11 protein-coding genes are annotated in these 12,794 nt (G+C 43.2%); 5 read left to right on the top strand and 6 right to left on the bottom strand.

What is annotated here, in order from left to right; translation table 11 throughout:
- Nucleotides 1-17: 17 nt before the first annotated feature.
- On the bottom strand, nt 18-818 hold the full coding sequence (locus tag I3255_RS00355; RefSeq protein ID WP_238035862.1) for a crotonase/enoyl-CoA hydratase family protein: 801 nt from the start codon (nt 816-818) through the stop codon (nt 18-20).
- Between the two features lie 252 nt (nt 819-1,070).
- Here I3255_RS00355 and I3255_RS00350 point away from each other — a divergent pair, with 252 nt between their 5' ends.
- Both I3255_RS00350 and rlmF read left to right on the top strand, forming a co-directional pair.
- Nucleotides 1,071-1,790, top strand: coding sequence for a LysE family transporter (locus tag I3255_RS00350; protein ID WP_238035861.1), 720 nt, complete (start codon nt 1,071-1,073; stop codon nt 1,788-1,790).
- 76 nt (nt 1,791-1,866) lie between these two features.
- Nucleotides 1,867-2,889, top strand: coding sequence for a 23S rRNA (adenine(1618)-N(6))-methyltransferase RlmF (gene rlmF / locus I3255_RS00345; protein ID WP_238035860.1), 1,023 nt, complete (start codon nt 1,867-1,869; stop codon nt 2,887-2,889).
- A gap of 106 nt (nt 2,890-2,995) precedes the next feature.
- Here the strand turns inward: rlmF and I3255_RS00340 are convergent, their stop codons facing one another.
- The 5 genes from I3255_RS00340 to dnaA all read right to left on the bottom strand — a co-directional run bounded on the left by I3255_RS00340 (nt 2,996) and on the right by dnaA (nt 11,087).
- Nucleotides 2,996-3,655, bottom strand: a complete 660-nt coding sequence (locus I3255_RS00340; RefSeq protein ID WP_238035859.1) for a manganese efflux pump MntP family protein — start codon at nt 3,653-3,655, stop codon at nt 2,996-2,998.
- 125 nt (nt 3,656-3,780) lie between these two features.
- Nucleotides 3,781-6,411, bottom strand: a complete 2,631-nt coding sequence (gene gyrB / locus I3255_RS00335; protein WP_238035857.1) for a DNA topoisomerase (ATP-hydrolyzing) subunit B — start codon at nt 6,409-6,411, stop codon at nt 3,781-3,783.
- Between the two features lie 535 nt (nt 6,412-6,946).
- On the bottom strand, nt 6,947-8,176 hold the full coding sequence (gene recF, locus I3255_RS00330; protein ID WP_238035855.1) for a DNA replication and repair protein RecF: 1,230 nt from the start codon (nt 8,174-8,176) through the stop codon (nt 6,947-6,949).
- Nucleotides 8,177-8,305: 129 nt separating this feature from the next.
- Entirely contained in the window at nt 8,306-9,481 is a 1,176-nt protein-coding gene (gene dnaN, locus I3255_RS00325) for a DNA polymerase III subunit beta (protein ID WP_238035853.1), read from the bottom strand.
- 160 nt (nt 9,482-9,641) lie between these two features.
- A complete protein-coding gene (gene dnaA / locus I3255_RS00320) occupies nt 9,642-11,087 on the bottom strand; it encodes a chromosomal replication initiator protein DnaA (RefSeq protein WP_238035851.1) in 1,446 nt (481 codons plus the stop codon).
- Nucleotides 11,088-11,677: 590 nt separating this feature from the next.
- Here dnaA and rpmH point away from each other — a divergent pair.
- The 3 genes from rpmH to yidD all read left to right on the top strand — a co-directional run bounded on the left by rpmH (nt 11,678) and on the right by yidD (nt 12,746).
- Nucleotides 11,678-11,812, top strand: a complete 135-nt coding sequence (gene rpmH, locus I3255_RS00315) for a 50S ribosomal protein L34 (protein ID WP_007394757.1) — start codon at nt 11,678-11,680, stop codon at nt 11,810-11,812.
- A gap of 186 nt (nt 11,813-11,998) precedes the next feature.
- Nucleotides 11,999-12,370, top strand: coding sequence for a ribonuclease P protein component (rnpA, locus tag I3255_RS00310; RefSeq protein WP_238035849.1), 372 nt, complete (start codon nt 11,999-12,001; stop codon nt 12,368-12,370).
- A gap of 1 nt (nt 12,371) precedes the next feature.
- Nucleotides 12,372-12,746: a membrane protein insertion efficiency factor YidD gene (yidD, locus tag I3255_RS00305; RefSeq protein ID WP_238035847.1), complete on the top strand. Its 375-nt coding sequence runs from the start codon at nt 12,372-12,374 to the stop codon at nt 12,744-12,746.
- Nucleotides 12,747-12,794: the final 48 nt, after the last annotated feature.

The raw sequence follows: 12,794 nt of genomic DNA, 5'->3' as shown, positions 1-12,794 counted from the left end.
AGTAAGGGTTTTACAATCTAACACCCCTTAAACTCAGCCTCCCTTCTCTCAACCATCGCCATCACGCCTTCTTTCGCATCTTCTGAATGAAAGAGTGGCGGCAGATAGCCATGGATATTAGCCAGTGCCGTCGCTGCTCCATTGCGGCTCGCATCTTGCGCTGATGATAGCGCGCCTTTGACACCCAGCGGTGCAGCTTTACAAATCTCTTGCGCCAGCGTCAATGCACGCTCGTATTCAGTCCCATTTGCCACCACTTCACTGACCAAATTCAGTCGATCAGCCGTTTGCGCATCGAATGCTTTGCCCGTCAGCAGATACGGCATGGCTTTTTGCCAACCTGCCGCTGCGACAAACCGTACCGTCGCCCCGCCAAATGGCATGATGCCGCGCTGGACTTCCATTTGAGCAAAGTTACAGTTGTCACTGGCGATGACCACATCACAATTGAGCATCAATTCGATAGCCACGGTAAAGCACGTGCCTTTGACCGCCACCACCACAGGTTTGGTACGTAAGCGTCCACTAATACCCCACGGATCAATTTGGTTGTCATCAAACTTAAACACACCGTCGTTTAGCTTGTCTTGTAGCTCGACCAGATCTAGCCCAGCGGTGAAGTGATCACCATACGCAAAGATAAGCGCACAGCGCAGATGCTCATCGTCTTCATATCGAGTCAATGCGTCAGATAGCTGGGTGATCATATGACTGTCAAAGGCATTGCGTTTATTGGCGCGGTTTAACCCAATCAGGCAAATAGTGCCATCTGTGTCATAAGTGATGCGATTGTCTTGCGTAGTACTGTCCGTCGTCATGGTGATGTCCTTGTCAAAGTTATTTTTTATGAAGTGAGTAATTATATTGTCGAACCTTGGTCGCTTATTTATAGCGATTTGTCGATAGGACTATTTTTAATACTTCATTTAATATAGACAGCATATAGCCATAACACAAGCGATAGCAATGACTCGAATGGCGCGATAATAGATAAAAGTTGACCTCATTTACGATAAGTGCAACTATGATTCAGACTAGGTTGGGTAAAGTATCAAGGTACAGAGGGTTTTATGGAGTTTTGGCACGGATTTTTGCTGATCACGAGCGTTCACTTGCTGGCTGCCGCCTCACCAGGGCCTGATTTTGTCTTGGTTTCACAGCAGACCTTAGCTAAGGGTCGACGTACTGGTTTGATCTGTAGTTTGGGGATTACCTTAGGGCTGTCCGTTCATATTATCTATTCGGTACTGGGACTAGCAACGGTGATTGCGCACTCGCAGCCACTATTGACCGCGATCAAATGGCTGGGTGGCGGCTATTTGATCTATCTAGGGTGGCAAGGCATTCAGGCTAAACCTAAGAAGCCAGTAGAGCTAGCAACGACAGAAAATACGTCCGTTGATGTGTCACAAACAGAGAACGGAGCAGCCCTTTCTGCTAACAGCCCTTCCCCTAAAAACTTGTCTGAGAAAAGTGCCTCTATTCATACCGAATCTACCTTTGCCACATTGCGCCGTGGGTTTTTCTGCAATGTCTTTAACCCAAAAGCACCTGTCTATTTTGTGGCAATCTTTACCCTTGTTCTTTCACCAGACATCCCACTTTGGCAATTGGCCATCTATGGCGTCTGGATGATGGTGTTACAGATGGCATGGTTTAGCACGGTGGTGATGCTACTCTCTATCCCTGCGATTCATCGACGATTTCAGCGTTTTGAGCATTGGATCGACCGTGTATTGGGGTCAGCGATGATCGTATTGGGACTCAACCTGATCTTTCGTCACCGATAAAGCACGGATAAACCATTAGAAACCTGCGAAATCTGCTACACTGCTGACTTATATTCACCTATCGTAGCCCTACCTTATGACCCGTATCCCTGCAAACAGCAAACACAGAAACCGATCTCCTGCGACCGCCAAAAAACTCGGTCAGCTGCATCCGCGCAACCCGCACCAAGGTCGTTACGACTTTGCCGTATTGACTCGCGCCTTGCCTGAGCTTGCTGAGCACACCATCACCAATCCCAAAGGCGAGCCGACGATTAATTTCTCGGATCATCAAGCAGTTCGTGTACTGAACAAAGCACTACTGGCAAACTATTACGGCGTTAAATTTTGGGATATTCCTGAAGGCTATCTATGTCCGCCTATCCCTGGACGTGCCGATTATATTCACTATATTGCGGATTTACTCGCGCAAACCACGCACGTCAATGCCGACAACACACCGCCGACGGGTAAAGAGATTCACGCGCTAGATATCGGTACGGGTGCCAGTGCGATCTATCCGATCGTCGGTAGTCAGAGCTATGGCTGGCGCTTTACCGCGAGCGATATTGATCCGATTTCGGTCAATACCGCTGCACTCATTTGTGACGCCAATCCAAAGCTAAAAAGCGCGGTCAAAGTAAAGCTGCAACCTGAGCCTAAGTTTATCTTCAAAAACATCATCGGTCGTCAAGATTACTTCGATGTAGTGGTCTGCAACCCACCGTTTCATGCCTCATTAGAAGAAGCGATGGAAGCCAATAGCCGCAAGCAGCACAACTTGCAACGCCATCGTGGTAAAAATGAGAGCGAGCAAATCAGCCGTCATTCAACCAAATCAGGTAACGCCGCGCAAAACCTAAATTTCGGTGGTCAGCACAAAGAATTGTGGAGTGAAGGTGGCGAGATTGCATTCCTCACCAAGATGGCAAAAGAAAGCCAAAGCTTTGCCGAGCACGTCGGTTGGTTCACGACTTTAGTATCAAAATCTGAAAACGTGAAACCTTTACAGCTACTACTAAAGCAGCTAGATGTCGCGCAGATGCGTATTATCGAGATGAGCCAAGGTCAAAAGAGCACTCGTGTACTCGCTTGGCGCTTTGATACCGACGAAGAATAGTCGTTGAATACGTAATACACTTAAGTTTCACGTGAAACAAAAAAGCACCGCTTTGATAGTCAAGGCGGTGCTTTTTGCATAAAGGCTAAGTGAAACTCTAAATAGATTAGCTAAAAAACATGACTTTTATGCCAATCGCAATCAGTACCATACCGCCCAATACTTCTGCTTTTTCTTCTAACCATGTGCCTGAGCGACGTCCCAAATAGACCCCAATCCAGCCAAATACAGCCGTTACTACCGCGATAATCAAGCATGCTAGCCATGCGTTCAAGGCCAACAAATTTAGCGTAAATCCGGCTGCCATCGCATCGATACTGGTGGCAATCGCTAGCGTAAACATCGTGCGATGATTGATGTGCCCATGATTAGTATGTCTGTGATTGGTGTGTGCATGATAGTTACTAGAGACTACTGCTGTTTTGCCATCAGTGCTAATCGCATCATCGTTGACATCTAACTCATCACTATCCGCATCTGATTCGTCAGCGGTAAACACTTCGTAAAGCATTTTTCCACCTAGAACAATTAATATGATCCCGCCAATCCAAGGCGCAGCCGCCGCCAACCAACCCAGCAGCGCTGCACCCAATAAGTAACCAATGAGTGGCATCACGCCCTGAGCGATACCAAAGTAAAGCGCAGCATAGATAGCCAAGCGCCGTACATACTGATGGCTGTATTTTTGAGCCTTAGCACCTAGCCCTATCGATACCGCAAACGCATCCATCGCTAGGGCGATAGCAAGTAATATCACTTCGATCATTTTATTTCCACAAGTTATGACTGCTAACTAATAGCAATTTATTTAAATAAGTTTCACGTGAAACAAAAATACCGCTTCGATGATCGAAACGGTATTTCATATATTATGAATAGCAAGTCTTATATTTAGATGTCTAGATTTGACACCGTTAGGGCATTTTCTTCGATAAAGATACGGCGCGGTTCGACATGATCACCCATCAAGCAGGTAAACATATGATCAGCGGCAATCGCATCTTCGATAGTGACACGTAGCATGCGGCGGTTTTCTGGATCCATCGTTGTATCCCATAGCTGGTCGGCGTTCATCTCGCCTAGACCTTTGTAACGCTGAATAGCCAGACCACGACGCGCGTCGAGCATCATTTGCTGCCAGAGATAATCGAAGTCACGTACTGGGATATCTTTAGTTGTCCCCGCACTTGCTTCACGGCGGATAAAGGCATCACTCTCAAGCAGGGTATTCCACTCGCTTGAGAGACGTAACAGCTTGCCATACTCACTTGAGTTGATAAAGCTAGCATCTAGCAGATAATGGTGCGCCAGTTGATGCACATATACCGTAACGCGTGGTAGCCATTGCGCCTTAGTAGATAGAGCCTCATTATCTGACGCTTCGCCTTCTACGGTACCTGTGGTTTCAGTACCAATGGCAGGCGTCATACCCAATAGATCGGCAGCCGCTGCATCCATATTTTTTGGCTGCGGCGCATGGATATTGACCAATTCAATCTCAGGACTTAGATCACTACCGAAATGATCCAGCTTAGTCTGCATCGCGGCTTTCCAGTCCTGCATGGCAGACTCATCATAAGTCATATCAGTGCTAAGCCTTGGCGTATGCGTCAATGCATCTAAGATGACCGCTGGGAAGCGGATCTGCAAACGAGCTTTGATCAATTGCGTTTGGTTATAATCATTCAGCAACGTCTCAAGCGCTTGTCCAGTAATAGCAGGCGCATCAGCACTGATATGCAGCTTGGTATTGTCAATCGTTGACGACAATAGATAGGCTTTAAGCGCTTCATCATCCTTCAGGTATAGCTCTTGGCGACCTTTTTTCACCTTATACAGCGGCGGCTGAGCAATATAAATATAACCACGCTCAATCAACTCAGGCGTTTGGCGGAAGAAGAAAGTCAGCAATAAAGTACGAATATGTGAGCCATCAACATCGGCATCGGTCATGATGATGATTTTATGATAGCGTACTTTATCTGGATTATATTCGTCAGGGCCAATACCACAGCCCAATGCCGTAATCAGGTTACCCACTTCAGCAGAGGATAGCATCTTGTCAAAGCGCGCACGCTCAACGTTCAGAATTTTACCTTTTAGCGGCAAAATAGCTTGAGTCTTACGGCTACGACCTTGCTTCGCTGAGCCACCTGCAGAGTCACCCTCCACAATATATAGCTCAGATAGTACTGGATCTTTTTCTTGGCAGTCAGCCAATTTTCCCGGTAGACCTGCAATATCCAGAGTCGTCTTGCGACGGGTCATTTCACGCGCTTTACGAGCGGCGTCACGCGCCCGGGCTGCTTCCATAATTTTATTAGCAATGGCTTTACCCGCCGTTGGATTCTCTAGCAGATAGTCATTGAATTTATCATGCATCGCTGATTCAACAGCAGACTTGACTTCGCTTGAGACTAGCTTGTCTTTGGTCTGGCTTGAGAATTTCGGATCTGGCACTTTCACCGAGACAATAGCCGTTAGGCCTTCACGAGCGTCATCACCAGTCGCAGCGACCTTTTCTTTTTTGAATAGGTTTTCGCGATCCATATAGCTATTTAGGCCGCGTGTAAGTGCTGAGCGGAAACCTGATAGATGCGTACCACCATCTTTTTGCGGAATATTATTGGTAAAGCACAGCACTTTTTCGTTATACGTATCGGTCCATTGCAGCGCAACCTCGACACTGATACCGTCGTCTTGTTGACTGGTAAAATGGAATACTTCATTGATACCGTCTTTGCCTGCATTGATATAGCTGACAAATTCTAGTAAGCCACCTTTGTGCTCAAACTCATGACGCTTATCAATACGCTCATCGGTCAGAACGATACGCACACCAGAGTTCAAAAATGACAGCTCGCGTAGGCGTTTTGCCAAAATATCATATTCAAAAACCGTACCGGTGAATACGTCGCTACTTGGATAAAAGCGGATTTGCGTACCCGTTTGATCGGTCGCTTCCATCTGCTGAATATCAGCGTCAGGTACGCCATCAGTATAGGTCTGATGGTAATGATAGCCTTCACGCCAGATATTCATCTCAAGCTTTTTAGACAATGCGTTGACGACTGATACCCCAACACCATGCAGGCCACCTGATACTTTATAGCTATTATCATCGAACTTACCGCCTGCATGCAAGACAGTCATAATGACCTGTGCCGCTGATACACCCTCTTCTGGATGAATATCGACTGGCACACCGCGGCCATTATCCATCACACTGACAGACTCGTCTTCGTGAATGATGATATCGATCTGATCACAGTGACCGGCCAGCGCCTCATCGATAGAGTTATCCACGACCTCAAAGACCATGTGATGCAAGCCTGTGCCATCGTCAGTGTCACCGATATACATACCAGGGCGCACGCGTACAGCTTCTAACCCACGTAATACACGGATATCCTTAGAACTATAATCAGAGGGTAACCCTTCTGGCGCTACAACAGGTGCAATCGTTTCGGCAGCACTGTCTGACGTCAGTTGCTCGTGGTCAATAGGTAATGAATCACTCATGTACATTCCTTAATCTAGCCATAATCAGCCATTTATTGTTAGCGCACTTATAAAAAGTCCGCTACATAATGGCATCTTAAAATTAACGTCTATTATTCATAATCTAGAGTGCATGTGAACAGCTAAACCACTAACCACCGTTAGCCTCAAAAAAGGCCGCACAGAGATAAAATTGGCAAATTACTTATTAGTAATAGTCTTTGTTTTTCTAGCCATTGTTAAAACTATCGAAATAAATAAAATATTTAATTATCAACTACTTATAAAGAAACAAAAAATAGAAATCTTTTATATGATGCTATCAGATAAATTGCTGAGAACAGGACAAAAATAAAGGACTATTTTAGCATTTTTTTGCCTCTAAGTCACTGTTTACTGGGAGTTTTACGACTTATGAGTCAGTGTCTTCGCCTAATAGCTAGTATCAGTGATAGTCGTGGCTGTGATACTCAATAAAGGATGTATAAAAGGAGTTATAAGTATGCAGGAAAATGCTTAAAGCGATGATAAGCGACCAAGAATTAATCAACAGGAATTAATCAACAGATAAGATCTGCCCTTGTTTCACGTGAAACAACTTAGGTTTTGGCCACAGCTCATTAACCAGAGGTACGATATCATCCGTTAAACTGGTCATGAACACCTGACAAGGCAGCTGCGCTAAGGTCGATAAAAGAATCCCTATCGCTCTATCATCTAACTCTGCGGTGATGTCATCTAGTAGCACGACAGGAGTCGCTCTCGATGTTGAGCTATTATCGAACGAACCACTATCTTTATTATCATTGAGCAATAATGGTAGTTGTGATAAGCGTAGCGCAGTAATAAGCAGCTTCTTTTCACCGCGAGACAATACATTTGCTGCCTGTTCTTTTAAAGTTGGTAATTTAGCATTTACCTCATGGCCTGAGGACGCTGTATTTGTATTTGTCGCCTGACTATCTACAACATCATCAGACCGTAAAGTATTATCAGAGCGCCAATGTACATGGATATCAGCGCGATGATTGCCTATACGGGTATATCCTAGCTGTAAATCCTGCTCTAATCGCTCATTAAGCTGTACATCAAGCGCGACATTAGTATCATAGCCAGCGTTATAACTTGGGCTCAATTGCTCAGCATAAGACGGCAACAACTGCAAAACACTTTTGGCAAAATAAGGCTGCCACTCAGTAAATACTTGCTCACGATAATGATGTATCAACGCCGCATGATTACTTAGTCCTTTATCCCAAGACTTTAGCTCAGCTAGCTGGACTTGAGTCAATTGACGAGTCTTTTTTAGTAAACTATTGCGCTGTTTTAGAAGGCGTTGATAGGCGACCCACTGTGGATGAAAACCTTGTTTCATGTGAAACACCAACCAATCCAACAGCTGGCGGCGACTGGCACTACCCTGCTCTAACATATCCATCGTTGAGGGATCTATCAGTAGCGTGGGTAGTTGCTCGGTCAGTATACTTTGGTTGTAGACAGTAGCTTGATTAAGACGCAGAATGGTTGACGCATCTGCTTGTTTTTGAATGGCTAGCGTACGACTGCCATTGAGTCTAGCATATACAGTTGTATTATTCTGATAATGCTGAATATAACGTTTTGGCTGGTGATGGCGAAAGCTCTTGCCTCTCGATAGTAAGAATATGGCTTCAAGTAAAGAGGTTTTGCCGCTACCATTTGCACCGATGATAACGTTGCAAACGGTAGACTGAAGATTAACTTGTGTGAGGTTGCGCAGATTTGATATTTGCAGACGTTCAATCATGATATCGATAGCCGCCCATTATTTTCAGCTTTCAAAGCAAGCAAAAGTTTATTAAAATTCAAGCTGTCCGAGTACATCCTTAAAAGATGCTAGCGCGGTTCAATGCTGTATGATGTGCAAAAAATCAGACTATATACGCATCGGCATGATGACGTACTGATGGAACTCATCATTAAGCTGATTGACAAGTACAGAGGCATTCGATTGGCTCATATGCATCTGCAAATCACCTTGAATAACACTTAGCACATCTTGTAGATACGCAGCATTGAATGATAGCTCCATTGGCTCGCCCTGATATTTGGCTTGTATCATCTCAACAGCTTCATCTTGCTCAGCATTATTGGCACGTACCTCTACCATACCATCACTGGCAAAATTAAAGACCACACCGCGCGACTTCTCATTACTCAAAATCGCAACCCGGCGTAATACGTCAGTCATTTTTTCTTGACTAAATAACGCAAGCTTATCTGTATTGCTTGGCATGACGCGGCGATAATCAGGGAATTTGCCATCAATCAAACGGGCAGTAAACGTCACCATTAGGTTTTGGCTGACTTGCCCTGCACTATCTACATCGCCAAATGGTAAGCTGACTTGTAAAAACTCACGGCCAAAACTCAGCGTAACTGCATTGTCCTTATCCCCTAGCATTTTGCCAAGCTCAGTCGCCAAACGCTCAAGCTCGATCACTGCCTTACGTGGCAAGATAGCCTGCATATTGAGATCGGCACTCACATCTATAACGCTACGTGCCAAGGCCAGTCTATGTCCGTCAGTCGCAACGGTCGTCAGCTGCTGCTGTGAAACATCAAACAGCATACCCGTCAAATAATAACGTACATCCTGAATCGCCATCGCAAACTGAGTCTTGTGAATCAAATCTGTCAGGCGACTACGGCTGATGTTCAACGGCGTAATATTTTCAGGATTGCCCAAGCTTGGATAATCTTCGCTTGGTAAGGTACCTAGCGTGAAACGGCTCTTGCCACTGGTAAGCAAACAGCGCTCATTTACTTGAGTCGCTAGGTTAACTTGAGCTTGTGCAGGTAAAGACTTACAAATATCTTTTAGTTTTGTTGCAGGTAGCGTCGTTGTTCCTGCTTCGACACAAGCACCAGCAGGCAATTTCAAGGTCGATGTCAGCTCCACTTCTAAATCTGAGGCTGTCAAGATAAGCTCGGACTCTGATAACTGCAGCTTAATATTACCCAATATCACCATATTATGGCGTTTATCAGCGGCTTTGGCGATCAAGTTGATAGCTTTTAGTAACGATTCTCGATTGATCGATAATTGCATGCTTAGTTACTCTTATTTGAATGATTTTTTTATAAAAACTTGACGTAATCGTCTAATAATACCTTGTCTACTGACTATAATCTACAGAGCATCTATCTGCTTATATTTTCAATATTATAAACGATATTTTCTCGCTAAAATACAGTGAAGATTTACTCTGCTAACCTGCCTGTAGCATCAAAGCTAGCGTCTTATAATCCTTGTCGAACGCTGGATCTGCTGCTCGTAATTCATTTACTTTATCGCAAGCGTGCATCACTGTTGTGTGGTCTCGTCCGCCGAATGATTGACCAATCTCAGGAAAACTATCACCTGTCAACTCACGCGATAGAGCCATCGCTATTTGCCGAGGTCTGGCGATGCTACGAGTACGTTTACGTCCCATAATGTCCTTGACCGTTACATCATAGTATTCAGCGACTATTTTGCGGATATTATCCATATTTACGGCTTGTACACGCATGGCGACGATGTCTTTTAGCGCGTATTGCACCATCTCAAGAGTAATCTGTGCGCCTGTCAAATTAGCATTTGCAAAAACTTGATTGAGAGCACCCTCCAGACGTCTGACATTGGATACTACGTTTTGAGCGATAAACAATGCACACTCTTTAGGCAGCACCATGCCATAAGAAGCGGCTTTTTTCTGCAAAATTTGCACGCGAGTATCAATCTCAGGAGGGTCAACTGCGACTGTCAATCCCCAAGAAAATCGCGACCTAAAGCGTTCATCAAATTCCGTCATTTGTGATGGATGACGATCAGAAGCCAAAATCAGCTGTTTGTCACCACTGGTAAAATCTGCAAACAATGTCAAAAACTCATTACTACTTTTGGTCTTTCCTGCTAAGACATGAATATCATCTACAATTAACAAATCTACCTTTTTTATTTTCTTTTTAAAATCTTCTATTTTATTATTTCTTAATGAATAAACTAATTGATTTATAAATTTTTCAGAAGTGAAATAATAAAAACTTTGATTATTTTTTAAATAGCGATGTGCTACAGAATGCATTAAATGCGTCTTTCCCAATCCAGAAGGTCCATATATAAATAAAGGATTGTGCCGATTTTTTGATTGTTTTTTACCAAGCTCGTAACAAGCTTTGTAGGCCAGATTGTTCGACTTACCGGTGACAAATGTCTCAAAAGTAAAGTCATGATTGAGATAGCTCAGTGATTTAGCATCAGCTGAGTCGTTTAGTTCTTCCTGACGCATATTAGCGTCGATATCTGCTTTCGAATTATTATGATGGATAGATTCAAATTTATGCTCAGATGGGGTAGGGGAGGGCTTATCCTCCAAAAATAATGAGCCTGATTGTGACTGCTGACTATCGTCTACCTCACGTCCAGCATTATCAACACGGACAACAACCTCCTCAATGCTACCTCGACTGTGCTTAGCAACCAATTGCTGAATATCTTGAAGATGGTTCTTTTTGATATACGTGACAAAATAATCATTAGGCGCAAGAATGATTAGAGTTTGTGCTTCTTGGTGAGCTGACAAAGGTCGCAGCCACATGGTGAAAACGTTGTCTTTAACGTTGTAGCGCAAATCGTTCAGACATTTATCCCAAATATTTGCTGTGTCTATCATGAAAAATACTAACCCTATAATTTGAAATAATAGTTAACTTCAATAGCCTGACCTTCTACATAAATACTTAGTATCAACCGCAATTAACTGTCTTAAAAGCCACACCGAAAAGCTATGAGAAGCCACACACGAAGTAGGGGCTAATCTAACATAGATACCCTGTGGATAAAACCTTGTTTTTTGGGGATAAGACTGTGGACAGTTTTGTGGATAACTCGACAAGATGAGTTATCCATATTTAACCCACAGGTTATCCACAACCTTACCCATAGTCTAGTATCTTGATAACTAAGGAGAAAAAGGAGTTAACCACAGATAAACAAGGTCCCAATAACAACAATATTTATATATATTAATTAATTATTATTATAGACGTCACACAAAACTGTGGATAACTTCAAAAATTATTCACTATCAACTAAAAGAACTGGTTAAACAAAACTGGAGTCTTGAACAAATAATATCTAGTAATCTGATAGTCGAAACTAAATCTTCAAAGACAGGCTAAATTAGTTTATTGACCAAATCTATACTGGATGGTATAATCCTCCGTTATTACGAATTTAGTCCATTATTTTGATAGGTGAGTTATGAAACGTACATTCCAACCAAGCGTGATCAAGCGTAAACGTACTCACGGTTTCCGTGCTCGTATGGCAACTAAAAAAGGCCGTCAGGTCTTAGCTCGTCGCCGCGCTAAAGGACGTCATCGTCTAACTGTATAATCAGTAGATAGCGATAAGCATGGCTAATAGTGCTTGTTGTGCTCTCATTGTTTATAGATTGCAATAGTCAATCATCACAACTGACACTTAGCCATATATTAAAAGCGCCCGCATCGGCGCTTTTTTTGTTTCTATATTTTGCTATTATCTCTAATATCGCCATTCCCTATCATATTAGGTCATACCATGCCCAAATCTCTTTTAGCTACACCTACAGCCAATTTTACTAAAGAGCAGCGCCTACTGACACCAGCAGCTTTCCGTGAAGTGTTTGACGCACCTGAGCGTAAGATACATCAGGGTCACTTAATGGCGTTTGTGAAACCCAGTGCCTGTGACAAGCCACGGATCGGTATGGCGATTACTAAGCGTAAAGTACCTACTGCTGTCGCTCGAAATTTGATTAAACGACATATCCGTGAGCAGTTCCGTACAAAAGCTTTTAAATTAGAAAATAAAGATATTGTTTTCATAGTAAAAAAATCAATAAAAGGCATAAATAGTAAAGAATTAAAAAAAGAAATAAACAATATATTTAAAAAAATAGAAAAAAAATAAAATGGAAAATTTATTAAAATTAATAAATAAAATAACTTATAAATTTTTATTAAATATAATAAAGTTTTATCAAAAAATAATTAGCCCTATAATACCTGCTCGTTGTCGTTACTATCCCACCTGTTCAAACTATGGTAAACAAGCTTTGGCGTGGCATGGTACTCGTGCAGGTAGTTGGTTGCTGTTAAAACGTCTTAGCAGATGTCATCCGCTTGGTGGACACGGCATTGACTTTGTCCCGCTCCCTTTATCTTCTTATCGCTATAAGTACTTGTCCTTTACTGATATATCCAATAGTACCGCTCAAGGACTGGGCGTTTACCGAGATCGTAAGGGGTATGTGCCACGTCTTAACCACTTAATGAAGACAACATGAAAACCGCAACTTCGAGCTTTAGATATCATCTTCAATGACTTACCCACA

It is taken from the genome of Psychrobacter sp. Ps6 (assembly GCF_022129235.1).
Lineage (GTDB): Bacteria > Pseudomonadota > Gammaproteobacteria > Pseudomonadales > Moraxellaceae > Psychrobacter.
This window is presented reverse-complemented; position numbering and strand designations above follow the sequence as displayed.

Bases quoted from the DNA above. Each gene is read 5' to 3' on its own strand.
- I3255_RS00355 (WP_238035862.1), bottom strand. From the start codon at position 818: ATGACGACGGACAGTACTACGCAAGACAATCGCATCACTTATGACACA.
- I3255_RS00350 (WP_238035861.1), top strand. From the start codon at position 1,071: ATGGAGTTTTGGCACGGATTTTTGCTGATCACGAGCGTTCACTTGCTG.
- rlmF (WP_238035860.1), top strand. From the start codon at position 1,867: ATGACCCGTATCCCTGCAAACAGCAAACACAGAAACCGATCTCCTGCG.
- I3255_RS00340 (WP_238035859.1), bottom strand. From the start codon at position 3,655: ATGATCGAAGTGATATTACTTGCTATCGCCCTAGCGATGGATGCGTTT.
- gyrB (WP_238035857.1), bottom strand. From the start codon at position 6,411: ATGAGTGATTCATTACCTATTGACCACGAGCAACTGACGTCAGACAGT.
- recF (WP_238035855.1), bottom strand. From the start codon at position 8,176: ATGATTGAACGTCTGCAAATATCAAATCTGCGCAACCTCACACAAGTT.
- dnaN (WP_238035853.1), bottom strand. From the start codon at position 9,481: ATGCAATTATCGATCAATCGAGAATCGTTACTAAAAGCTATCAACTTG.
- dnaA (WP_238035851.1), bottom strand. From the start codon at position 11,087: ATGATAGACACAGCAAATATTTGGGATAAATGTCTGAACGATTTGCGC.
- rpmH (WP_007394757.1), top strand. From the start codon at position 11,678: ATGAAACGTACATTCCAACCAAGCGTGATCAAGCGTAAACGTACTCAC.
- rnpA (WP_238035849.1), top strand. From the start codon at position 11,999: ATGCCCAAATCTCTTTTAGCTACACCTACAGCCAATTTTACTAAAGAG.
- yidD (WP_238035847.1), top strand. From the start codon at position 12,372: ATGGAAAATTTATTAAAATTAATAAATAAAATAACTTATAAATTTTTA.